This window comes from Bradyrhizobium sp. CCBAU 53415 (assembly GCF_028128735.1).
Lineage (GTDB): Bacteria > Pseudomonadota > Alphaproteobacteria > Rhizobiales > Xanthobacteraceae > Bradyrhizobium.
In genome coordinates this window covers 167,086-189,601 of the sequence record NZ_LBJF01000025.1, presented here as the reverse complement: position 1 = coordinate 189,601, position 22,516 = coordinate 167,086, and the positions used below count along the sequence as shown (strand labels likewise).

The window sequence follows — 22,516 nt, the reverse complement described above, 5'->3', positions numbered from 1 at the left end:
ATCAGCACGTCACGACGAAATTCGTTCGGCAGCAGGCAGCAGGCCGGGCGCACCACATGCAATGAGATCGGCTTCCAGCTCTCGTCTTTCAGCAGCGGACAGCGGCGTGACCGGCGAGCGCACGGCGCCGCCGGCAAGGCCGATCAGATCGCACCAATGCTTGACCGCCGCGTTCGGCATGTGACCGCGCTTCAGCGGGTCCATGATCCACTTGTTGAAGATGATCCGTTGCGGCGCGAGTGAAGCACAGATGCGTGCTGCTTCTTCCGTCTGTCCGGCCACCAACAGAGCCACGTATTCCGCGATCGGGCGAAACTCGCCGCGTTGATAGAGGTAGGGCTCGGGGTCGGCATAGAGGATCGACTGACCCTCGGCCTGCATGTTGGCGAAGAAGTTCTCTTCCAGTGGGTCCGACACCCGCACGCCGTTTCGCGCAGCCTGGCGAAGCGCCGCGTTCTCGGCTGCGTTGCCTGTCGTCTTCAGGAGCTTGAGATTTGGTAGCGAGCAGAGCTGCGTGAAAACGCAGGGATCCAATGGGCTGCCCGCGGCGGTTCGCGCGTTGAAGATGACGATCGGCATCTCCAAGCGGACACAGATGTGGTGCAGATACGCGAACTGCTGCGCAGCCGATCGCGGTCCGGAGGTTGGGACCATCAGCACGGCGTGGCTGACGCCAAGCCGACGCGCGTGCTCGCCGAGATCGATGGTTTCTTCCACCGAGGGACCCGAGATCACCACGGAAATCCCAAGGCGCCCCCCCGCCTCGTCGGCGATGACCTCGATGACACGCTTTCTCTCCTGCAGCGTGAGCGACCAGACTTCGCCGATCAGCCCATTGCAGAACACGCCCGCCAATCCGGTTGCGATGTAGTGGCGGACATTCCGGCGGACCCCGGCCTCGTCGATGGCACCGGAGGCGTCGAAGGGTGTGTGAATCGCCGCCCAGATTTCCGGGATGTTCCGCCCGATCGCCATGCTCGCTCCCTTCATCCGACCGATCTATTCTATTTATCATGATAAACCGGATTTGCATGAATATGCCTATTATGGGAGAAGTGTCAATCGATGAGTCGGTTCTTTGCTTGGCCCCGCGCCAGTTCGCCCCTGGAGCTGATCCTGGAACCTATTGGGAGCTTTGGAGAATTCGGAATGGCGGTCGAACTGGAAAAATTGCCGCGACCGGGGGGCCGGCTGAAAATTCAAAAGCGGGCCGATCTCGTTACCGAAGAGATCAAGCAGCTGATCACCCAGAAGAACCTTCTTCCGGGCGACAAGCTTCCCATGGAGAAGGAGCTTCAGCGGCTGTTTTCGGTCAGCAAGAGCACGATCCGCGAGGCTCTTAAGTCCCTCGAGGTACAGGGACTGATCACCATCAGCACCGGCCCGACCGGCGGGGCGACGATCATGGAGGTCCCGCTCGAGCGCACCTTTCAGTTGTTGCAGAACTACCTGTTCTTCAAAGAGGTCAGCATGGAGGACATCTATGCGGCGCGACGCTTGCTAGAGCCGGAATTAGCTGCCGGCTCAGTGCCATTTCTGTCGGATGAGCAGCTCGACGCGCTGGAGCAGAATATTCAGACGTGCCAGCCGACCTCGCAGGAGCCGTCTCTTTTGGTTCGTCAACGCCAGGCGGATCTCGACTTTCACGACATCCTGGCTGCCGCAAACCCCAACCCCTTCCTGCGCTTCGCATGCGAGCTGATCAACGAGATGCTTCGTCGCTTGGTTGTCTTCAGCACCCAGACGCCTCCGGAAGAGCACACGCGATTCGGATGCGCCAACGTCAAGATTCACACGGAGATCGCCAAGGCCGCCCGCGCGCGCGACAGGGAGCGCGTGCGCGCGCTCATGAAAGCGCACATGGAGGAAGCTTCAGAATACGTGAAGCGGTTGGATGGCCGGCTCGATGGTCGACTTATCCTTGACTCGGAAATGGCGCCGCGCCCGCGACCACTGTCCTGAAGCGCAGCCTGTTCCGCCACGATTGCACCGGCGCGAGCATTCCGTCTGGACCGTCCTGTAAGCCTGTTCTCCTGCCCGATCTAGTAAGCGCATGATCGGCTCGCTTTGCTTCTGAGAGACCTCAGCAGATAGGTGACTGCGGTTCACCGATGCTTGCAAAGTTCTCATTTGTCGGCGAGTTCCGGCTCGACGCAGACTAGCCCCAAAGTCAACGCTCTCAAGCGTTTTGGGGAGGACGCGTGCTTCTACAACGCCAACTGGCGTCGCTTCAGGTTGCGGGCGACAAGCCAGACCAGCGATGCGCCTGCGCTGCAAATCCTCGACATAGATGAATTTGTTTCTCTCGGCCACGTCGCCGCCGACAGCGACCGTTCACGCCGGCGGCTGGCTAACCGGCCAAATCACGTGAGAAGCGCTCCGAAGCCGGCTCTCCCGGACTCCGGACGCCCAAGAGAAGGAGGAAGGGATGAAGTTCACGACGTTTCTCGGCGCGGCCGCAGTGCTAGCGCTGGCTGCAGGTTCAGCGGCGGCCGCCGACAAGGATGCCGCCGACACAGCGGTGGAAGCTGCGAAGAAGTACGCGGGTACAACGATCAGCATCGTCTGGGAGGCCGGTCTTCAGTCGCTCGACCCGCTGAACTATTCAGGCCCGCAATGGGAGAAGCTCACCGGCATCAAGGTGAAGGTGGTCGAGGTGCCGACCGACCAGATGTTCACCAAGATCATGCAGGATTTCAAATCAGGCGCCGGAGCCTATGACGCGCTGAACGTCATCCCATCCTGGATGCCTGATCTAGCACGTGCCGGCGCGCTCGAGCCCCTCGACAAATATGTCGACAAGTTCGGCTACCGCGACGAGTTGCAGGACATCGCGGCCGCCTATCGCGACAACCAGATGCAGTATGACGGGAAGATCTACGGCTTCCCGGACGACGGCGACGTGATGTTGCTCTACTACCGGAAGGACATCTTCGAGGATCCGAAGATGAAGGACGAGTTCAAGGCCAAGTTCGGCTACGAGCTGGCTCCGCCAAAGGACTGGAAACAGTTCGACGAGATCGGCCAGTTCATCACCGACAAGATGGGGCCGAAGGTCTTCGGCGCCGGATTCTTCCGCACCGCGCCCTATCCGCAATACATGTTCCAGGAACGCTTCCGCATGGAGGGCGGCAAGTTCTTCAATGCCGACACCATGAAGGCGACGGTGAATGGCGAGGTCGGTCTCAAGGTGTTCAAGCAGATGCTGGCGGAGAACAAGTTCATGCCGCCTGGCGTGGAGCAGTGGAATTTCGTCGACAATCTCGCCGCCTTCCTTCAGGGCACGACCGCAATGACGATCTCCTGGCCGCCCTACGGCCGCTGGGCCGCGGGCTACGGCTCCGGCGAGGAAGCACTGAAGTGGGTGCCGAAATCGCAGGTCGCCGGCAAGGTCGGCTACGCGCTCACGCCTCTCGGCCGTCCCGAGCTCGGCGTCGGCTTTGACTTGTCGGTGTCGGCCACTAGCAAGAACAAGGAGGCTGCGTATCTCTTCATCCAGTGGCTGAACAGCAAGAAGACCAGCCTCGAGCGCGTCCAGCTCCCCTATACGCTGCGCGATCCGTTCCGCCTCTCGCACTACGCGAGCGAGAAATACCGCGCGCTCTGGCCCGATGCTCCAGCCTATCTCGACACCATCAAGACGTCGGGCGAGAAGGGCCTCCTCGATCTGTCGCTCCTGCAACAGGACAAGTACGACGAGGCGATGACCAAGGCGATCTCGAGCCTGTGGGCCGGCGAAGATCCCAAGGCCATTCTCGATCGCATGGCGCAACAATTCGACGCGATCACCGAGAAGGTCGGCATCGAGAACCAGAAATCCGTCTACAAAGTCTGGGCCGCAAAGCCCGGCGCCTACCCGCAATAATTGGCTGGATACCGCACGGGAGGCGTGCCCTCCCGTGCGGTGCCGTTTTCCGGACTGAAGATGACCGTTTCTGTGAGCCTCAACGCTGCTGAGCAACGCCGCCCCAGCCGCTTCGGGCGCATGCTCGAGGATCGCCTCCCCTATCTCATTGTCGCGCCGGCCATTCTGATCCTCCTCCTGGTCGGTCTGTTTCCCCTGATCTACTCGCTGATCGTGAGCTTTCAGCGCATCACGATGACCGAGAACGACACCTCCTTCGTTGGCCTCTTGAACTATGCGGAGCTGTTCAGGGATACCCGCCTCTGGGCTTCGCTCGGCCACACCGCCATCATCACCGCGATCGCCCTCCCCCTGGAGCTGCTGGTCGGCTTCCTGATGGCGCAGCTCCTCATCGATCGCATGCCGGGTCGGCAGATCTTCGTCGCGCTGCTGGTGCTTCCGACGGTGATCTCGCCGATCGTCGCGGGCGCGACGTGGCGCCTCATGTTCGACGTCCGCTTCGGCCCGATTGGCCAGATTCTGAGCTTCGTCGCTGGAGAACCGGTCCGGATCCTGTGGACGGTCAATCCCGCCTACGTCTATCCGGCGATCATCATCTGCGAGGTCTGGCAGTGGTCGCCGTTCATGTTCCTGCTGCTGCTGGCCGCGCTGTCGAATGTGGACCAGTCGCAGCTCGAGGCTGCGGAGATCGATGGGGCGTCGTACCTGCGCGTGCTTCGCGCGATCGTTCTGCCGGCGATCGCGCCCGTGATCGCCGTCGCCTGCCTGATCCGCGGCCTCGATCTCGTTCGCATCTTCGACATCATCTGGGCCCTCACCGAAGGCGGGCCGGGCTCGATGACCGAGACCATCTCGCTCTACACCTATGTGCAAGGCTTCTCGCAATTCGAGACCAGCTACACAGCCGCGATTTCCTTCCTGGTGATTGCGCTGCTGACTCTGATCACGACCCTGGTCCTCAAGCGCATGGAGCTTGCGCGATGAGGATCGGCAGGCTTCCGGCCAGAAAAGCCCGCATTCTCGCCGTCCGCTATCTCGGCGCCGGCATCGTGACCCTGCTGTTCCTGTTTCCGGTCTACTGGCTGTTCATGATTTCGTTCAAGACGCCGGACGAGATCTATCACGTCCCGCCATTGTGGATTCCCGGCCAGATCCAGTTCTCGAACTATTACGTCCTGGTTAGGGATGGCGACGTCCTGGCGATCCTGAACAGCCTGATCGTCGCCGGCGTCAGCTCCGGCATCGCAATCGTTCTCGGGACGCTCTGCGCCTACAGCCTCGCCCGGTTCGGCACCGGCGGCGAGCACCTCGCGATGTGGATCATCTCCCAGCGCATGATCCCGCCGATCGCTGTCGTCTTCCCGATCTTCCTGATCTACGTGTATTTCGGCCTCGTCGACGGCTATTTCGGACTGATCCTCCTCTACACCGCATTCAATCTCCCCTATGTGATCTGGATGATGCGGGGCTACATCGTCGACGTTCCCCTGGAGCTCGAGGAAAGCGCGCTGGTCGATGGCCTCAATCGATGGGAGGTGATCTGGAAGGTCGTTTTCCCGATGGTTCGCCCCGGCCTCATGGCGACGTCGGTCTTCACCTTCGTGTTCGCCTGGAACGACTTTCTGTTCGCACTCGTGCTCACACGCACCGAGGTCATCACCTTTCCGGTGATGCTGACCCACTATTTCGGCGGCCAATCGAATTTCTGGGCAAAGATCGCGGCGATGTCAGTCCTGGGGACGTTGCCGATCTTCGTCGCGGTCTCTGTGATGCAGCGCTATCTCGTGCGCGGCATCTCGCTGGGCGCAGTCAAGGGTTAGGGAGAGCGGAGTGGCTGACGTCAAGCTGTCCGGAGTACATAAATATTACGGCAACGTGCGTGCGGTCCGGGGGGTGGATCTCACCATCGCCGATGGCGAATTCGCCGTGCTCGTGGGGCCGTCCGGCTGCGGCAAGAGCACGCTCTTGCGAACGATCGCCGGTCTCGAGGATCCGGATGGTGGAACGATCACCATCGGGGGCGCGGTGGTCAATGATCTGCGCCCGCGCGAGCGCAACATCGCGATGGTGTTTCAGAACTATGCACTCTACCCCTATCTGACCGTCAGCGAGAACATCGCCTTCGGTCTGCGCGCCCGCAAGACTCCCGAGATCGAGATCAGGAAGCGGGTCAGTGAAGCCGCCGAGATGCTCGGCATCGGCAATTTCCTGCAGCGCTATCCGCGGCAGCTCTCTGGTGGACAGCGTCAGCGCGTCGCGATCGGCCGCGCCATCGTCCGCAAGGCCGACCTGTTCCTGTTCGACGAGCCGCTCTCGAATCTCGACGCTCAGTTGCGCGACGAGATGCGTACCGAGATCAAGCGCCTGCATCACGAGATCACGACGACCATGATCTACGTTACACATGACCAGGTCGAGGCGATGACGTTGGCCGACCGCATCGTGCTGCTGCGCGAGGGAAAAATCGAGCAGCAGGGCGCTCCGCTGGAACTGTTCGAGCAGCCGCGCACGGGGTTCGTCGCCGGCTTTCTCGGCTCTCCCTCGATCAACCTCATCCCCGCGACCCTCAGGACAAACTGTCCCGACGCAGCAGTGGTGTTTCGGTCCGGCGGTGAACTGACGCTTCCGAGCGCGAAGGCGAGGCCGCTGGCCAGTATGGATGGACGAGAGATTCTCGTCGGCATTCGGCCCCAGCACTTCAGCCGGGCCGGCGGGCCGTTGCGCGAAGGCGTGGTCTCCTATTCGGCCACTGCCGATCTCATTCAGCCGACGGGAACACGCACCTTCACCACCATCAGGATCGGCGGCGTCGATGCAGTTGCCGAGTTGCAGGCCCATGACGTCAGCAGCCATGGCGAACGAATCGATCTCGCCATCGACCTCAATCGCGTGGTGCTGATCGATCCGGCCAGCGGCCTAGTCATCGCATAACCAGAGCAACATTCGAGAACGGGAGGGTTAAATGGCGTCGAGACTGTTTGCAACCGGAATTGGCGCGCCGGAGGGTCCGGTGTGCCTGCCCGACGGCTCGATGTATGTCACGGAGATGTCCGAGTCGACCCTTTGTGTCACGCGGCTCGATCCGCGCGGCAATCGCCGCGTGATCCGAACCACGGGTGGCCGTCCGAATGGACTGACGACCGATGGCCACGGCCGGATCTGGATTGCGGAAGCGGGCCTCCGGGCGCTGATCTGCATCGATGAAAGCGGAAACGAGATCCGACGCATGCAGGGCGAAGGCGCGGATCGCTTTCTGTTTCCGAACGATCTCTGCTTTGGTCCGAACGGATTGCTCTACATGACCGACTCCGGAATGGCCGCGGAGGATTTCATCAACGGCCAGGCTTTTGTGGACGGCTATATGGACCTCGACTGGGACGGCCGCGTGTATGAGATCGATCCGGCAGCCATGAAGGTGCTCCGCGTGCTCGATCGCAAAATCCGCTTCACCAACGGCATTGCCTTCGGTCCCGACAACCACCTCTACGCCAACGCATCCTTCACTGGCGAGATCTATCGATATGACGTGCTTGGCGAGGCAGCTCCCAAACGCGTCGTCTTCGGCAACGTGCTGCAGCCAGATTCCAACCCGGATTTCAAAGGGCCGGACGGGATGGCTTTCGGAACGGACGGTCGGCTCTATTGCACGGTCTACAACCAGAAGAACGTTACGGTGCTCGACCGGCGGGGTGAGGTCGCCGATCGTCTGGTCCTGGACGGACCCCAACCGACGAACTGTGCCTTTGCGCTTGAAGGCAGGAAGCTACGCGTCACTGAGGTCGGCAAGGGCCAGGTCGAGGAGATTGACATGGCTTGCGATGGCCTGCCGCTGCATCTGCCGAAATTCGCGTGACGGATGCCCGCGCGATGTTTCCCGCGAGGGCGCCTGGCCCGTTATCAAAGGAAGCCGATCGAGAGCCAGGGCACGGCGGCAACGATCAGCGTGCCGATCAGGAGCGCGATCATATAGCCCACGATCGGCTTCATGCCCTCGTCCGGATTGATGCGGCTGATGGCGCAGGCCGCGTAGTAGCCGACGCCGAACGGCGGCGCGAACAGGCCGATGCCCATGGCGAGGACGACGACCATCGCGTAGTGGACGTCGTGCACCCCGACCTGCCGCGCGATCGGGAACAGCAGAGGACCGAACAGGACGATGGCCGGGATTCCCTCCAGCACGCTGCCGAGGATGACGAAAGTCACGATCGTCACGGTCAGGAAGACGGGGACCCCGCCCGGCAGGCTGGTCATGAATTTGGCCAGAGAGGCCGAAAATCCCGATTGGGTCAGCGCCCAGGCCATGCCAGTCGCCGCGCCGATGATGAGCAGAATCGCCCCTGATAGGGAGGCCGTCTCGACCAGCATCGGATAGATGCGACGCCAGTCGAACTGGCGGTAGATGAACAGACCCGCGCAGACCGAGTACAGGATGCCGATGGTCGAGACCTCCGTTGCCGTCGCAACGCCCTCGACGACGGCGGTCCGGATCACGAACGGCAGTGCGATGGCCGGTATCGCGATGACCAAGGCGCGGCCGATCTCCCGCCCACTCGCACGTTTGACGTGAGACAGGTCCTCGCGGCGGTATCGCCACCAGACCACGGCCGCGAGCATGACCGCGAGCACCACGCCCGGGAGCAAGCCGCCAGTGAAGAGCGCCGAGATCGACACGCCGGTCACCGAGCCGATTGTGATCAGGACCAGCGAGGGCGGAATCGTTTCGGTCTGCGCGCCAGTTGCCGCCAGAAGCGCAACGAGGTCGCCCGGTTTGGCCCCGCGCTGCCGCATCTCGGGAAACAGGACCGGAGCCACCGCAGCCATGTCTGCTGCCTTGGAGCCGGAAATGCCCGAGACCAGATACATCGCTCCGACCAGCACGTAGTGCAGTCCGCCGCGCACGTGACCCAGGAGGCTCGCCAGGAAGCTGACCATGGCGCGGGCCATGCCGGTCATTTCGATCAGGAGTCCGAGAAAGACGAAGAGGGGCACGGCGAGCAGGATCAGGTGGCTCATGCCCTCGTCCATTCGTCCGATCATCACCACGTCGGGGGTGCTGGTCGTCAAGGCGAGATAGCCGACCGTCGCAAGACCAAATGCGAACGCGATCGGCACGGCCGCAAAGACCATCGCCCCGACGACGAAAACGAAGAAGATCAGGAGGTTCAAATTGCCGAGCGGCTTCAAGGCGGGGGCGAGCAGAACGAAGGTCGCAATGATGCTTCCGACGAGCGCCAAGGAAGCCAGCAAGCTGCGCGGGCTCGCGATGCGGATGAGGCGGAGGACCGCCGCGACCAGCATCAATCCAATTCCGATCGGCAACGCCGCCGCGCGCCAGCTGTTGACGATCTCGAGCGCCGGCGTCGTGACGAAGGCCTCGTCAGCCGCGAATTCGTAAGCCGGCCAGACCACGAGCACGAGGAATGCCAGAGACGCTGCGGCCGCGACGGTGTCCAGGAACGCGCGAACCTCCGCACTGAGCACACCGACGACCGCGGTCATCCGCATGTGTTCGCCGCGCTGGAATGCGATCACGGAACCGAACATGGCGAGCCAGAGGAAGAGTATGCCGGCAAGCTCGTCGGACCAGATGATCGGCGAGCGGAACACGTATCGGCCCACGATGCCGGCAGACAGCACAGCGATCTCCGCCAGCACGAGCAGTGCTGCCGGGACCGCCACAACGTGACCAAGCACCGTGTTCGTCGTTATCACCCAACTGCGCCGACCTGTCTGCGGGGCGCTGGCCGCCACACCGGCATCGGCGTGGGGCGGATGGCTCACGCTGGTCATGATAGCTGGCCCGCGGCTTTTTCGAGTTCCGACCATGCCTCCTCGCCAAACTTGGCTTTCCAGTCGGCGTAGAAGCTGGTTTTGGACAAGGCCTGGCGGAAAGCGGCGCGATCGACGTCGATGAATTTGAGACCCTTGGCCGAGAGATCGTTGCGCAGCGACTGGCTGAGCTTTGCGATGTCGGCACGCTGATCGACGGCGGAGCGATCGAGCTCGCGCGTCACGATCTCCTGCACGTCCTTCGGCAGGCGCTCGAAGGCGCGTTTGTTGCCGAGGATCCAGTAGCCATCCCAGACGTGTCCCGTCAGGCTGCACGTGCTCTGCACCTCATAGAGGCGCGCGGTCGCTATGATGGGCAGCGGATTCTCCTGGCCGTCGACGACCTTGGTCTGCAGAGCGGAATAGACCTCGTTGAAGTTGATCGGCGTCGGCCCGGCGCCGAGGGCCTTGAAAAGCGAGGTGAGCAGCGGCGCGGGCGGAACGCGGATCTGGAAATTCTTCAGATCATCCGGCGTGCGCACCTCGCGGCCGGACGAGGTCACCTGGCGGAAGCCGTTGTCCCAGGCTTTCGACACCGCCATGATCGGTGTCTTGGCGATCTGCGCCCGGATGTAGGTGCCGAGATCGCCATCCATGGCTTTCCATACGCTGTCGTAGTCGGCAAACGCGAAGCCGGTATTCACGATGCCCGCGCTAGGTACCAGGGTGGCAAGGATCGAGGACGACTGATTGAAGAACTCGACGCCACCGCTGCGAACCTGGGTCAGAAGCTCGGTGTCGGAGCCGAGCTGATTGGCCGGAAACAGCCTGATCTCCAGCCGGCCGCTGGTCGCTTCGCGGATGCGATCGATCGCCTCTTGCGCGCGGATGTTCACCGGATGGGTCGGGTCCTGTCCGGTTGCGAACTTATAGACGAACTCGGCGGCAGACGCTGGACGGGTCAGAATCCCGCAGAGAGGTACGGCGCTCGCCGCCATCAATACCGAACGGCGGCTGATGCGTCCGGGCTTCGAGACAGTCATGTTTTCCTCCTGATCCTGTATTGACGTTGTGCCGGCTGCATTAGCCGGCGCTGGTTTTCAGCTATCCGGGCTCTTCGACCGCCCGCATTCGGGCAACAGCCATCGCTCGCCCGCCGCAACATGCAGCGGGTGGAACTCTTCACTCCGATTTGGCCTGACTGGCGCTTAGTGCCGGTGCGCTAAAGCCACTGCTTGATCTGCCTTGCGACCTCGGCGGTGGAAATGCCGTAGCGGTCGTGCAGCGTCGGTAATGCGCCGGCGTCAAGAAATTCGTCCGGCAATGCGATCTGGCGGAACGGCGGATGGACACCCGAACGCATCAGGAGTGCGGCGACCGCCTCGCCGAGACCGCCAATCGTCGTGTGGTTTTCGGCGACGACGACCAGGCGGCCCGGCTTGCCGGCTTCACGCAGTATGGTCTCGGCATCGAGCGGCTTGATGGTCGGAACGTGGAGCACCGCAGCATCGACGCGGTCGTTGTTCAGAGTTTGCAAGGCCTCGAGCGCACGCATGGTCATGATGCCCGATGAGATGATCAGAACGTCCTTCCCGTCACGGATCAGCTTGGCTTTGCCGAGCTCGAACTTGTAGTCGTATTCGTCCAGCACGACCGGCACCTGGCCTCGCAGCAGGCGCATGTAGACCGGCCCCTGATGCGCCGCGATGGCGGGCACCAGCTGTTCGATTTCATGGGCGTCGCAGGGGTCGATGACCGTCATGTTCGGCATGGCGCGGAAGAACGCGAGATCCTCCGCGGCCTGATGGCTCGGGCCATAGCCCGAGGTCAGGCCGGGCAATGCGCAGACGATCTTCACGTTGCGGTCTTCTTCCGCGATGGTCTGGTGGATGAAGTCGTAAGCACGCCGCGAAGCAAACACCGCGTATGTGGTTGCGAACGGCATGAAGCCTTCGGCCGCAAGACCTGAGGCCGCGCCGAACAGAAGCTGCTCGGCCATGCCCATTTGGTAATAGCGGTCCGGAAATTCCTTCGCGAAGATGTGCAGGTCGGTGTATTTGCCGAGATCGGCCGTCATGCCGACGACATCAGGGTGTCGGCGCGCGAGCTCGACGAGCGCGTGTCCAAACGGCGCCGGCTTCGTTTTCTGTCCCTCCGCCGCGATCGAGGCGATCATGGCTGAGGTGGTCAGGCGCGGCTTGCCCGGCTGGGGTGCTGATCTGACGGTCTTCATGCCTGCCTCCCGGCTTCGAGCGCGGCCAGCGCGAGCTGCCATTCGTGCTGCTCGACGCGGATGAAATGGTTCTTCTCGCGCTGCTCCAGGAAGGGAACGCCCTTGCCCATCAGCGTGTCCGCGACGATCATCCGCGGCTTGGGCGCGGGATGAGACTTGGCGACATCGAACGCTGCAATGACCGCATCGAGATCGTTGCCGTCGATCCGCTGCACGAGCCAGCCGAAAGCTTCAAGCTTCTCGACCAGCGGCTCGAACGCCATCACCTGCGTCGAGGGACCGTCCGCCTGCTGATTATTGACGTCGACGATGCCGATCAGATTGTCCAGCTTGTAATGGCCCGCCGACTGGATGGCTTCCCAGACCGAGCCTTCATCGAGCTCGCCGTCGGAGAACAACGTGTACACCCGCGCGTCGGATTTCTTCCGCTTGAGCCCGAGGCCCATGCCGACGGCGATGCTGAGCCCAAGCCCGAGCGAACCGCCCGACATTTCCATTCCCGGCGTGTAGGAGGCCATGCCCGACATCGGCAGGCGGCTCTCGTCGCTGCCATAGGTTTCGAGCTCTTCCTCGGGGACAATCCCCGCCTCGATTAAAGCCGCATAGAGCGCGATGGCATAGTGCCCGTTCGAGAGCAGGAAACGGTCGCGGTCTTCCCAGGAGGGATCTTCCGGCCGGTAGCGCATGGCATGGAAATAGGCCACAGCGAGGACGTCCGAGATATCCAGCGCCTGTGCGATATAGCCCTGGCCTTGGACCTCGCCCATGCGCAGCGCATTGCGGCGAATGTTGTAGGCGCGGTCCGCCAGCTTGGGGGTGTTGGTGAGCGTTTCCATCGATCTGGACCTTGTCTTGCTGGCTCAGTGGATCAGCATGCCGCCGTTGACGTCGATCACGGCACCAGTCACGTAGGCGGAGAGATCCGAGGCCAGGAAGGTGTAAATGCCGGCGACGTCGTCTGCCGTGCCAAGACGATTGAGCGGAATGCCTTCCAGGATCTTCGCCGTCATCTCGTCGGTCAGCTTGCCCGCGGTGATATCGGTGCCGATCAGGCCGGGGGTTACGCAATTGACGCGGATGCCGTCCGGGCCGAACTCACGGGCCATCGCCTTGGCGAGACCGAGCACGCCAGCCTTGGCCGCCGAATAATGCGGGCCCCCAAATATTCCGCCGCCACGCTGGGCCGAGACCGACGACATGCAGGCGATCGATCCGGACTTGCGCGCGCGCATGTGCGGAATCACCGCCTGGGAAAGGAACAGAATGCCCTTGAGATTGACGTCCTGAATGCGATCCCAATCAGTCGGCGAGATATCCAGGAACTTCACCGGCTGGGTGATGCCGGCATTGTTGGTGAGAATATCGATGCTTCCGAAGGATTCGATCGCGCGAGCGACCGCCTGCTCGCAGGATGATTTGTCGGAGACGTCGCATCGCAGCCCAATGTGGGACTTGCCAAGCGATGCCGCGGCGTCCGCCGCCGCGCTCGCGTCAATGTCGAGAATGGCCACTCGAGCACCCTCGGCGGCGAACCGCCGTGCCGTGGCAAGCCCGATGCCGCGCGGCGATGCCCCGCCCGAAATGATGGCCGTCTTAGCGCTGAGCAGCATCAGTTCCTCCCGCAAATTGTTTTTCATTGGCAAGGCTAGGAATGCCCCGTGGACGCGCAACAGACAAACGCACAGTTGTCACGGATCGATGAATCTGGTTCACTTATGGAATGCTATCGAATGTCCCGATATCGGCAATTCGCGCCTTTGAAGCCGCCGCTCGCACGGGATCGTTCCGCGATGCGGCGAATGAGCTTCACCTGACGCCGAGTGCCGTCAGTCATGCCATCCGCAAGCTGGAGGACACGCTTCGCACCGTTCTGTTCGAACGCAGCGCGCGATCGGTGCGGCTCACGCCGGCCGGCGAAAATCTGATGCGACACACGGGAGCGGCATTTGATCAGCTTCGCCGTGGCCTCGAGGAAGTCGCCGCGCGAGGACCACAATTGGTGCGCGTCCATTCTGCACCCAGTTTTGCCGCGCAGTGGCTTGCACCACGGCTTGCACAGTTTTTGGCCGCCTATCCGAAGCTCGAAGTCCGCCTGGCTGCGAGCACGGACTACGCTCGCTTCAGCAACGATGATTTTGATATCGACATCGTTTACGGTCCGCCGCGCGCGGAGGGCGTGGAGGTTGTTCCCCTCCCGGAGGAGACGGTCACCCCGCTCTGCTCGCCTGCCCTCGCAAAGTCGATCAGGAAGCCTGTCGATCTCCTCGATCAGACGCTGATCCGCTCCGACGTGAAGCAGGTTCAGTGGCACCAATGGTTCACGGCGAACGGGTTGGAAGCACCTGCGCTCCACGGCATGAGGTTCGATCGCAGCTTTCTGGCAATCGCAACGGCCACCGAGGGATTGGGAGTAGCATTGGAATCGACCCTTCTGGCCGAACGTGAACTGGCGAGCGGACGATTGGTGGCTCCGTTGTCGGGACGGGCCAACGATATCCGGTACGTCGGCCATCGCCTGATCTACCCACGCGCCGGCCGACAGAGATCCGCGGTACGAGCCTTTGCAGATTGGCTCGTGGCGCAACTCGATGGCGAGACCGCAGGTTCCTCGCACTAAGATCCAAGTCTGGCCGAGCATCACTGCAACCAAGCAAGCGAGCGGCTGTTTTGGGTCTGAGCTCCGACGGTCGCGTCTTCAGCGCGCATCGAGGTCAGCGCCAAAGGCAAACAGGCCTACATTATCCTCGCGACTATCCCATTCGTGCCCAGTATCCGAGGCGCTACCATCGGAGTAAGCGATCGCAGAAGATCGTAGATTGGCGTGCAAAATCGTACGATAGGTAGCGGGGGAGCGCTGCCGCCTTTCCCCACACCAACCAGACCTGCAATATCTCATCCAATCCTACGCATAAGGCCGTTCGTCAGCCCGGGGACGAGAGTGCAGGTCTTCGCTCATACGGAGGAGTATTGAAAGACCTAGGGCTACGGGTCGGGCGAGAGCGACCTCCATCGCGAAAAATCGAAGGCAAGCGCATTTCGGTCCCGCCATCGTCCGTAGGGCGCGGCGTCTCTGGCCAGAGAATTTTCACCCCGCTCGGATTGCAGGTTCAAATCCAGCATCGACCAAAAACTGCGATGTAGTTGCCGCCTCTGATCGCCATGACGTCGAGCCATTTCCGTATCACGCTGCCTGCGCTCTTTCTCCGGGCTTGCCGCCCGCGACGATATCGACGTCTCGCGCTACGTTGCGCGAAGGGTCCATCCGCCATGCAAAATCCATCTCACCGCATTGACGGCCCATGGCGAGAGGACACGCCGGATACGACCCGATCCCGCACGGACTTGATCAGGCCGAGGACGGCGCGCGATTCGCAGTCGCCCGCAATTGCTCGAATAGGCGCCGCTGCCGATCGGACAGGCGTTGAGGGATATGGACTTGACTCACGCCGCACGCGCAGAGGCGACCGAGTTTTCCGGCGACGACCTTCGGCGGAAGGATTCCAAGTTCTTAGCCCGCGCTTTGCCCGGTATGTCAAGGCCACCAAGGTGCTTGATCGCTTCGCGCAGGAGACGTTCGGCAAGCGGGTCCATCTCGCCGTACGTTGGATCGTCGACAAGGCGCGGGCTCCGTGCTGTTGGGGCGAGTGCCGGGCCGCTCCTACGCCGCCACCTGTCCGGAGGAGCCGGCCCGACCGGCTGCCGGATTTTCTCCGATGGTATCCTGTCGATCTGCGTCAGGCGGCGGCGTCGAGCGTCCAGCCGCAGCCTGCGTCGACGCAGTTGACCTCCGACCGGCCCGCCCCAAGTCGGATCGACGACAATAGTTCAAGCTTGCGCCGTCCTTTCACATCGAGCCGACGGAGCGATCGCCCTTGTCGGAGAAGCCAGTCCAGGCGAACGGGAGTGCGATCGCGCAGAGAGCTGCCATTGGAAAGAATGCCGCTCCTGCGTACGAGGCATACAGACTGCCGGACAAGAGAGTCAGTGCCGCGGTCAGGAAGCCTGCGCCAAACGCGTAGAAGGCTTGCGCGGTTGCGGCCACACTTGTCGGGATCAATCCTCCCATGATCCGCATGCACGCGAGATGAAGCAAAGCGAAGGTCAATCCGTGTAGCGGCTGTACCAGCGAGAGCGGCAAGACAGAGCTCGTTAGACCCACAACAGACCAACGTAGGATTCCGGCCGTAGCGGCCAAAACAGCCGCGCCGCGCGCGCCAAACCGATCAAGCAATGGCGGGCCGACAAGCAAAAACACCAGGACCTCTGCGACCACGGCCTCCGACCACAGTGCGCTGATCATCGGAGTGCTGATACCAGCATCGCTCCATCGAATCACGCCAAATGCATCGTACATTGCGTGGCTGCCATAGATGAAAGCGGAAACCAAAATCACGATTCGAAACCGCGTCACCCCAAGCAGTGCGTATACCTCAAGCCGAGGGAAGGATGGCGCAGCCCGTAATGCGGTTCGACCAGCCCCACGTGGCACAAATGCCGTGGCGCCAGTGGCCGCGATCAGGAAGGCAGCGTTCATCCAGATCACCGGGGTGAGATCACTAGGCTTTATGAGCTGTCCAACCGTGAGCGTGCCCAATACGAAAGCCGCCGACGCCGAGCCGCGGATCCAGCCGTACTCAAATGCTCTTTCCCCTATGCGAGGCCTGGCGACGTTGACGGACAACCCGTCGGCGATCGAGGTCGTGGGAGCTAGAGCAGCAGCCTGCACCAACGCGACAAGGAGTAATAGCCAGAATGTATCGGCCCAGATCAATGCGAAGGCTGCTGCAGCGGCCGAGGCAGTACAGCTCGCGAGCACAAGGCGCAACGATCCGAGCCGATCGGCCAGGATTGCAACCAACGGTCCAGAGGCGAGCCGCATCAGCGTTGCACCAGACAGTATTAAGCCGATTTGCTGGGGAGCCAGTGTCCTCGTTTCGAAAAGTTTTGGCCAGAAAGGAGATGCGGCGCCGAACGCCGCGTACAAGGCGACGTAGAGGGCGATATAGGCGATTGGTCCGGGAATGCACACGTCCCGAGCCGTTGAGTTAGGTTTCGCCATTGTCGTGTGGGGCTCCGGGAAACTGGGCTGCAAGCCAGCCTGAAAAGGGCCGATTGCAAATGCGAACAGTGAAGTGCCGTGTCGGGGCCCGGTCGAACGCCCTCATCCGGCACTAATCTGTTGCGAACAGACAATTGGCACCCAAGTTATATAGACGCCAAGCCCCACCAAAGGTTTCGGGTACCAAGTCAGCCATGCCGACCGGCTCAGATGTCGATGTCCGCCGTGCCAGTGAGGAGGAACGAGCTTATCTTGAATCGTTGATTCAGGAGGATTTCGAGCGATGTCATCCCGGCGAGACGCTGGAAGACCTGAAGCGGCGGGCTTCCTTTTCCAAGGAGGACAGGGGATTGTTGCGCGATTGGATGGCGGTGGCGGCGACCCGCGCCACTCACTGGACTGTGGTCTCTCCTGGGACGGGGGACGGCCAAGAATGATCCCGGGAATTTTCGGCCTCCTGCCTGAAAGGAGTTACTCGATGCGGTCTGCGCGGAGCGCACTTCCACAATCATTCATTACGCGAGGGCCGCTCGTGTGACCGCCGGCCTTGCCCTTGAGCGCTACCATCGAGCGAACGCTATCGCAGAAAATCGCAGTTTGGCGTGCAAAAGCGTAGGATTGGTACCGGGAGAGTATTTTGGAAATTTGAGCCGCGAAGGCTTCTCAAAGAGCACGATGGCCGAGTTCCTGCTGCACAAGCCGGTCACGAACAAGTTCACGGTTGCCGCAGTCTTGCAGACCGACTTTATCCTAGAAATTCTGCGCCGCGAAATCCGCCGGATGAGCTCCGGCGTGAAGGTGGAGGCCGACTATCTAAAGTCGTTGCTGCGTGGGAGGTCATCAAACGCGACCTGGTAGATAGTGATGAAGCGAAAGCGGCCCTCCAGAATATCCGGCGCTTGCAACGGGCTGCCACGAGGAAGAAGGCTGCGACGAAACCTGCGGACGAAGCGCCGATAGTGGTCCCTGTCGAAGATGCCGCCGCGCCCCTCCCACGAGCTGTCGCCGCTCCTTGAATAAGGATGCCCAGAGTGGGGACGCGCGGCTATGGTAGAACAACTTGATGAGCTCCGATCCAGAGAGTTACAAAAGGCAGGCTGAAGCCGCTTATCAACTTGGGTTTGAATTGCTGAAAACCTCTCAGGCAACACAGATCGAGTATGGTAGGTGGCTCGTCAACACACTTTGGCTAATGCATTCGGGCGCGATTGTTGGCCTCCTCTTCAAAGCCCACGTCGCCACCACCATATGCGGGCGCGTTATTGGCATTGTTTCGGCTTTCGTAGCAGCCTTCGTCGCTTGGTGGAATTTCACCTTCCCTGCGGTGCTGTTTCAGAGTTGGGCCGACGTTCGGATGCTTTCGGACCCCAAGTATTGGCCGGCGCCAAAGAAGGTAGCGGCCATGAAGGCACCATGTGGATCGCGATTGCCGGTGGTATCGGTTCGTTGGCCTGTCTCGTTATAGGGAGTATCGCCGTTTGGCGGTCGTGGGCTTAAGGGACATCGGGAGTGACGTTCGTTGACAACGATCAGGCTGAAGAAAGATTGGATTGTTGGTGAGCGACCCGGACCCGGCGGCTTCGGCCAGGTCTTCGCTGCGAAAGTCCAGATAGGTCGAAAGCCGCGGTTAAGCTGGTACCGAAGGCGCCTGGCGCGAGCAGAGAGCTTCTGTTTGCGGAGGTGCTCGTGGAATCGTCCCAATCATAGATAGTGGCGAACAGGACGATCATTGGGTCCTTGTCATACCTCGTGCAAGCAGATCCCTGCGAGATCATTTGACGAGCACGAAATCGCCTCTCGTCACGGCAGATGCGACATCGATCCTCATCGACATCTCTTCCGCTCTCTCGGAGTTGGAAGGCAACAACGTTGTTCATAGAGAGCTAAAGCTGAAAACGTCTCTACCTGGACGGCAAGTGGTGTCTCTCGGATTTTGGCATTTCTCGATACGCCGAGGCGACAACGGCAGCGGACACGCAAAAGTATTCTCTCAGTCCGCCTTACGCGGCTCCAGAACGATGGCGAGCTGAAAGAGCGATCGCCGCTGCTGACGTCTACGCTTTGGGCGTGATGGCGTTCGAATGCTCTGCGGCCGCAAGCTTTTTCCAGGCCCCCAGCTCGAGGACTACCAAGAGCAGCACCTGCATAGAGAGCCTCCGCTAATCGATGTGGGCACGTCGGTCCTTAAAGCCTTAGTCATGGAAGCGTTCTTTAAGGCTCCGGGAGCTCGGCCGTCGGCTGCCAATTTGCTCGCTCGCCTGAAACGGTCACAACAACAACGCTCTAGCGGTCTAAGGGAGGCTTAGCGAGGCCCATCTCGGGGAGGTTGCCAAACAGAGCGAAAGTGAGCGGCAAAAGTCCGCCCGCTCTGCGACTGAACAGCGTGCCGTTCTATTCCAGAGCGCTTCCGCCTTGCTCGACCGCACCGAGCGCTAAGTAGGGACGATGAGTCCATCGGCCTCCAGCGCATCCACCGCCCGGCGCGCCGGGTCCAGGCCGTCGGCCTCGCCGCAGTTGCGCGGCGCCGATATTGGCCAGCAAGGGAATGTCTGAGGCTAGGCCGGCGCAGCGCGCGCGTCAGCCTCTGGGAGTTGCGGGCTCACGCGCTGCGAACCGACGCACATGGCGATCCCCAAAGCTTGCGCTGCCTCGCTCAGATGCCGGTTGATGGCCGCGGCGCGTGGCATGCCGCCGCTCATGGACCTGATCAGCAGCGGCGCGGGCATGGTCTTGTCCAGCAGCGAGGCGCGCAGGTTGATCTGCGTCAGGTCCTACTCGGGCGATGCGCAGTATTCGAAACGGATGTGCTCACTGCCGGCTGCGACCGTGGCCGGGGCCGCTCGCCGATCCAGCACGATGTCCAGATGATCGTCCTTGCGCCGGCTCAGGGCGGTGTCGCTCATGCTCGCTCCATCCGTCGCAGGGCGACGGCGTTGCGTCGGATCGGACCGCGGCAGCGCGCGCACGCCGCCGCCCCCGCGCGTTCAGGCCGGCGCACGCTGGCCTCCCCCCGCAGAGTCGCTGCGGTACCGGCTGGGCGAGGTCTGGTAGTACTGCGCGCGGATGGCGGCCATGGCCTCGATCAACGGTCCCCACGGCGCCGGAAAGCGTTCTTCCGCCATCACCCGGTGCAGCATGCGCGTATGGCCGGCCAGCTCGTCGTTGAGGAACTCCACCGCAGGCATAGCTGGATAGCGCTGCAGCAGCAGGATCGCCGCGTTGTCGGCCTCGCCGGCCGACCTGTCCTTGTCGAGTCCATGCAGATCGTTCTGCAGGCGCCCTATCGCGGAGATGAGCCGCAGGACCTGACGAAACACCGGACGCGCGCGCAAGGTCGCCATGTCCAGCCCCCACAGCAACGACAGGCAACAGAACACGTTCGCGTAGGCGATCGAATCGATGCCGTTGTGCAGGTACTCGGCGTAGGACCAGCGTTCCGCCCCCGCCGCCTGCGCGTGTCCGGCGCGCAGCGCCGCGCAGTAGCACCGGGTGTCGTCCAGAAGCTGAGCATAGTCGCGACTATCGTAGGCGAGCGCGGCCAGCGAAGCGCGCTGCACAGCGCAGCCCCCGAATCCGGGGAGCGCGCACGGCTCGCCCTGTCCCAGCGCCAGCTCCACCGCGGCGAGCTGCTCCGGCGCGATCAGGCCAAGGTCGTTGCAATCGTCGAGCCAGAACAGCAGCGCCAGTTCGCGATAGAACGCCATGATCAGCGTTTCGTCCTGCGGATCGCGACCGGTGCGGGCGCTGGTGCCGCACAGGCTCGGGTAGATGCGCTGCAGGATATACTGGCCGCCCCTGACCGCTTCCACGGCATGCTCGTTGGCGAACCCGGTCAGGGAACGTCCCCACTCCAGCACCTGTTGCAGCGCGCGTTCGGTCTGGATCATGGCGCCGTTCCTCCTCCCTCGGCCACGACGCGCCGCCCCCAACGAAGCGCCAGCCACAACCCGGCGAGTTCGGCCACGCGCACGACCCGAGTGGGGCAATACAGTTCCTTGCCGATCCACAGCGGCGTCTGCGGCAATGCATGCGCCGCATGTCGGGCGAGCATCCACTCCAGGGCACGCGCCACCACCTGCGCGATGCGCCGGCGCCCAGTCGCCTCTTCGCTCCCGTCCATCACGTGCAACGCGAACAGCGCATAGGCGGTTTCCTCGAACGTGGACGCGCGCCCCGCGCCCCAGCCGCCGTCGTCGCGCTGCGCCTGCAGCAGCGCTGCCAGCGCGCGCTCATCGCGCCACTGGGGCTTGCCTTGCGCCAGCGCAGCGACCGCATGCGCGGTGGGATACAGCCACGAAACGTGCCATTTTTCGTTGTCCCATAGCCCGTGCGCGTTGCGATTGGCCTCGACGTACGCGCTGGTGCCCGCGGCGGGCTTTCCCAACAGTCGCAACGCATGCAGAGCATGGATGTTGGTTGACACCGAGGCGTTGCGCTCGCCCGGGAAGGTGACGAACCGCTCGCCGATTTTGAAACGGCGCAACGCATCGACCGCCGGGTCGCGGCCTGCAAGGTGCAGGACGCATAACGCAATGGCGGTGTCGTCCGCGTCAGCCGCGAAGTGCAAGGCCGGGCCAAGACCGCGCAGGCCCAGGCGGGCGTCGAGCTGCGCGACGATCACGCGGACCGCCTCGGCGAGCGCGGGATGCGCGAACAGCCCGGCCAGATGCAGGGTGTACAGCGACCAGCATGGCTCGAACACGTTGATCGGCCAGACGTTGGGAACGACACCTTCGATGCTGCTGCGCGTCGCCCGCGATGCCATCTGCAGATACGCATCGGCGCGCCCGACCTGCGGCGTGCTCCCCCGTGTCGCGGCTTGCGCACGCCACGCGGCGGTGGCCGCCGGACTGATGCCGATGCTGCCGTCGTCATCTGGGCATGCGGTGGTCGGCGACGTCCCCCAGGCTTCCCAGGAGTGCAGCAATGGATGGCCGCTCGGCAACTTCGCCACCGCCCCCAGCTTGACCAGGCACGCTTGCCGCAATGGCAACAGCGCTGGATGGCGCGGAAACGCAACGCCACCCAGCAAGGATGCGGCCTCACCGAAAAACTGCGGCAGGATCAGCTCCGCGCCGATCGGCGAGTCTTCCGGCACCGCATGCGCGTAGGGATCGGCCTGGCGCTGGAGGAACCGCGTTGCAGCCTGGACTGCGTCGGCAGCACCGGGAAGAGGATCGGCACGCTGCAATGCCAGTACCGCTGCCCACGTGGGCGCATGGCGGAACAGCGGGAAGTCCGCGCTTCCCCATCCGCCGTCGGCCTGTTGCTGCGCGATGAGCCACGCGTATGCGTCCTGCCGACCGGTGACGTTGCCGTGGAAACGCAGCACTCGCGCCGTGTCGTAGACGGACGGACCGACGCTGCCGCCATCGCTCATTTCGCTCAGCAGGCCGCGCAATTCGGAAAGGATCTGTTCGGACAGCGCGTTCACGCGGGATGTTCCTTTTGCAGACGGTTGAAGAGAACCGGGATCGGGCAGACGCCGCATGTCGCCGCAGGCTCGTCGCATAGGCAGCGCCGGACGGCCGCCCTGCTCTGGCGCGGCGAGGCGCCCCGATGCTGGCGCCGGTCCGCCGCATAGGCTTGC

Annotated in this window: 20 protein-coding genes and 1 pseudogene; 11 read left to right on the top strand and 10 right to left on the bottom strand. The window is 62.5% G+C overall.

Annotated features, from left to right (window positions below):
- Window positions 1-9: 9 nt before the first annotated feature.
- Complete coding sequence (locus tag XH87_RS21915; RefSeq protein ID WP_271588853.1) at window positions 10-975, bottom strand: dihydrodipicolinate synthase family protein; 966 nt, start codon at window positions 973-975, stop codon at window positions 10-12.
- A gap of 174 nt (window positions 976-1,149) precedes the next feature.
- Between XH87_RS21915 and XH87_RS21910 the strand changes: the two genes are divergently transcribed.
- The 6 genes from XH87_RS21910 to XH87_RS21885 all read left to right on the top strand — a co-directional run bounded on the left by XH87_RS21910 (window position 1,150) and on the right by XH87_RS21885 (window position 7,718).
- Window positions 1,150-1,962, top strand: coding sequence for a FadR/GntR family transcriptional regulator (locus XH87_RS21910; protein WP_271588852.1), 813 nt, complete (start codon window positions 1,150-1,152; stop codon window positions 1,960-1,962).
- Between the two features lie 466 nt (window positions 1,963-2,428).
- A complete protein-coding gene (locus XH87_RS21905; RefSeq protein WP_271588851.1) occupies window positions 2,429-3,865 on the top strand; it encodes an ABC transporter substrate-binding protein in 1,437 nt (478 codons plus the stop codon).
- A 60-nt stretch (window positions 3,866-3,925) separates the two neighbouring features.
- On the top strand, window positions 3,926-4,849 hold the full coding sequence (locus XH87_RS21900) for a carbohydrate ABC transporter permease (protein WP_271588850.1): 924 nt from the start codon (window positions 3,926-3,928) through the stop codon (window positions 4,847-4,849).
- On the top strand, window positions 4,846-5,685 hold the full coding sequence (locus XH87_RS21895; RefSeq protein ID WP_271588849.1) for a carbohydrate ABC transporter permease: 840 nt from the start codon (window positions 4,846-4,848) through the stop codon (window positions 5,683-5,685). Before XH87_RS21900 ends, XH87_RS21895 begins: the two co-directional genes overlap by 4 nt.
- A 10-nt stretch (window positions 5,686-5,695) precedes the next feature.
- Window positions 5,696-6,796: an ABC transporter ATP-binding protein gene (locus XH87_RS21890; RefSeq protein WP_271588848.1), complete on the top strand. Its 1,101-nt coding sequence runs from the start codon at window positions 5,696-5,698 to the stop codon at window positions 6,794-6,796.
- Window positions 6,797-6,827: 31 nt separating this feature from the next.
- On the top strand, window positions 6,828-7,718 hold the full coding sequence (locus XH87_RS21885) for an SMP-30/gluconolactonase/LRE family protein (RefSeq protein ID WP_271588847.1): 891 nt from the start codon (window positions 6,828-6,830) through the stop codon (window positions 7,716-7,718).
- Between the two features lie 44 nt (window positions 7,719-7,762).
- Here XH87_RS21885 and XH87_RS21880 read toward each other — a convergent pair whose 3' ends face one another.
- The 5 genes from XH87_RS21880 to XH87_RS21860 all read right to left on the bottom strand — a co-directional run bounded on the left by XH87_RS21880 (window position 7,763) and on the right by XH87_RS21860 (window position 13,477).
- On the bottom strand, window positions 7,763-9,655 hold the full coding sequence (locus tag XH87_RS21880; RefSeq protein ID WP_271588846.1) for a TRAP transporter large permease: 1,893 nt from the start codon (window positions 9,653-9,655) through the stop codon (window positions 7,763-7,765).
- On the bottom strand, window positions 9,652-10,677 hold the full coding sequence (locus XH87_RS21875; protein ID WP_271588845.1) for a TRAP transporter substrate-binding protein: 1,026 nt from the start codon (window positions 10,675-10,677) through the stop codon (window positions 9,652-9,654). The genes XH87_RS21880 and XH87_RS21875 overlap by 4 nt, the downstream gene beginning before the upstream one ends.
- 179 nt (window positions 10,678-10,856) lie before the next feature.
- Window positions 10,857-11,867, bottom strand: coding sequence for a transketolase family protein (locus XH87_RS21870; protein WP_271588844.1), 1,011 nt, complete (start codon window positions 11,865-11,867; stop codon window positions 10,857-10,859).
- A complete protein-coding gene (locus XH87_RS21865) occupies window positions 11,864-12,703 on the bottom strand; it encodes a transketolase (protein WP_271588843.1) in 840 nt (279 codons plus the stop codon). The genes XH87_RS21870 and XH87_RS21865 overlap by 4 nt, the downstream gene beginning before the upstream one ends.
- Before the next feature lie 24 nt (window positions 12,704-12,727).
- Window positions 12,728-13,477, bottom strand: coding sequence for an SDR family NAD(P)-dependent oxidoreductase (locus tag XH87_RS21860; protein WP_271588842.1), 750 nt, complete (start codon window positions 13,475-13,477; stop codon window positions 12,728-12,730).
- A gap of 110 nt (window positions 13,478-13,587) precedes the next feature.
- On the opposite strand from XH87_RS21860, the gene XH87_RS21855 reads away from it, so the two are divergent.
- A complete protein-coding gene (locus tag XH87_RS21855; protein WP_271588841.1) occupies window positions 13,588-14,484 on the top strand; it encodes a LysR substrate-binding domain-containing protein in 897 nt (298 codons plus the stop codon).
- Between the two features lie 1,227 nt (window positions 14,485-15,711).
- Here XH87_RS21855 and XH87_RS21850 read toward each other — a convergent pair.
- Window positions 15,712-16,926, bottom strand: a complete 1,215-nt coding sequence (locus XH87_RS21850; RefSeq protein ID WP_271588840.1) for an MFS transporter — start codon at window positions 16,924-16,926, stop codon at window positions 15,712-15,714.
- A 194-nt stretch (window positions 16,927-17,120) separates the two neighbouring features.
- Between XH87_RS21850 and XH87_RS21845 the strand changes: the two genes are divergently transcribed.
- The 4 genes from XH87_RS21845 to XH87_RS36840 all read left to right on the top strand — a co-directional run bounded on the left by XH87_RS21845 (window position 17,121) and on the right by XH87_RS36840 (window position 19,089).
- On the top strand, window positions 17,121-17,363 hold the full coding sequence (locus XH87_RS21845; RefSeq protein WP_271588839.1) for a hypothetical protein: 243 nt from the start codon (window positions 17,121-17,123) through the stop codon (window positions 17,361-17,363).
- Between the two features lie 97 nt (window positions 17,364-17,460).
- Complete coding sequence (locus XH87_RS21840; RefSeq protein WP_271588838.1) at window positions 17,461-17,784, top strand: hypothetical protein; 324 nt, start codon at window positions 17,461-17,463, stop codon at window positions 17,782-17,784.
- A gap of 205 nt (window positions 17,785-17,989) precedes the next feature.
- On the top strand, window positions 17,990-18,391 hold the full coding sequence (locus XH87_RS21835; protein WP_271588837.1) for a hypothetical protein: 402 nt from the start codon (window positions 17,990-17,992) through the stop codon (window positions 18,389-18,391).
- A 440-nt stretch (window positions 18,392-18,831) separates the two neighbouring features.
- Window positions 18,832-19,089, top strand: a complete 258-nt coding sequence (locus tag XH87_RS36840) for a protein kinase domain-containing protein (protein ID WP_442868297.1) — start codon at window positions 18,832-18,834, stop codon at window positions 19,087-19,089.
- Window positions 19,090-19,367: 278 nt separating this feature from the next.
- On the opposite strand, the pseudogene XH87_RS21830 reads toward XH87_RS36840, so the two are convergent.
- The 3 genes and pseudogenes from XH87_RS21830 to XH87_RS21820 form a co-directional block, all read right to left on the bottom strand.
- Window positions 19,368-19,829: pseudogene (locus tag XH87_RS21830) on the bottom strand (type 2 isopentenyl-diphosphate Delta-isomerase); the annotation flags it as partial.
- Between the two features lie 81 nt (window positions 19,830-19,910).
- On the bottom strand, window positions 19,911-20,813 hold the full coding sequence (locus XH87_RS21825) for a terpene synthase family protein (protein ID WP_271588836.1): 903 nt from the start codon (window positions 20,811-20,813) through the stop codon (window positions 19,911-19,913).
- Window positions 20,810-22,360, bottom strand: coding sequence for a hypothetical protein (locus tag XH87_RS21820; protein ID WP_271588835.1), 1,551 nt, complete (start codon window positions 22,358-22,360; stop codon window positions 20,810-20,812). Before XH87_RS21820 ends, XH87_RS21825 begins: the two co-directional genes overlap by 4 nt.
- Window positions 22,361-22,516: the final 156 nt, after the last annotated feature.

Coding starts and splice junctions, on each gene's coding strand:
- XH87_RS21850 (WP_271588840.1), bottom strand. CDS start 16,926: ATGGCGAAACCTAACTCAACGGCTCGGGACGTGTGCATTCCCGGACCA.
- XH87_RS21870 (WP_271588844.1), bottom strand. CDS start 11,867: ATGAAGACCGTCAGATCAGCACCCCAGCCGGGCAAGCCGCGCCTGACC.
- XH87_RS21885 (WP_271588847.1), top strand. CDS start 6,828: ATGGCGTCGAGACTGTTTGCAACCGGAATTGGCGCGCCGGAGGGTCCG.
- XH87_RS21875 (WP_271588845.1), bottom strand. CDS start 10,677: ATGACTGTCTCGAAGCCCGGACGCATCAGCCGCCGTTCGGTATTGATG.
- XH87_RS21910 (WP_271588852.1), top strand. CDS start 1,150: ATGGCGGTCGAACTGGAAAAATTGCCGCGACCGGGGGGCCGGCTGAAA.
- XH87_RS21855 (WP_271588841.1), top strand. CDS start 13,588: ATGCTATCGAATGTCCCGATATCGGCAATTCGCGCCTTTGAAGCCGCC.
- XH87_RS21915 (WP_271588853.1), bottom strand. CDS start 975: ATGGCGATCGGGCGGAACATCCCGGAAATCTGGGCGGCGATTCACACA.
- XH87_RS21895 (WP_271588849.1), top strand. CDS start 4,846: ATGAGGATCGGCAGGCTTCCGGCCAGAAAAGCCCGCATTCTCGCCGTC.
- XH87_RS21835 (WP_271588837.1), top strand. CDS start 17,990: ATGAGCTCCGATCCAGAGAGTTACAAAAGGCAGGCTGAAGCCGCTTAT.
- XH87_RS21865 (WP_271588843.1), bottom strand. CDS start 12,703: ATGGAAACGCTCACCAACACCCCCAAGCTGGCGGACCGCGCCTACAAC.
- XH87_RS21880 (WP_271588846.1), bottom strand. CDS start 9,655: ATGACCAGCGTGAGCCATCCGCCCCACGCCGATGCCGGTGTGGCGGCC.
- XH87_RS21900 (WP_271588850.1), top strand. CDS start 3,926: ATGACCGTTTCTGTGAGCCTCAACGCTGCTGAGCAACGCCGCCCCAGC.
- XH87_RS21860 (WP_271588842.1), bottom strand. CDS start 13,477: ATGCTGCTCAGCGCTAAGACGGCCATCATTTCGGGCGGGGCATCGCCG.
- XH87_RS21845 (WP_271588839.1), top strand. CDS start 17,121: ATGCCGACCGGCTCAGATGTCGATGTCCGCCGTGCCAGTGAGGAGGAA.
- XH87_RS21825 (WP_271588836.1), bottom strand. CDS start 20,813: ATGATCCAGACCGAACGCGCGCTGCAACAGGTGCTGGAGTGGGGACGT.
- XH87_RS21905 (WP_271588851.1), top strand. CDS start 2,429: ATGAAGTTCACGACGTTTCTCGGCGCGGCCGCAGTGCTAGCGCTGGCT.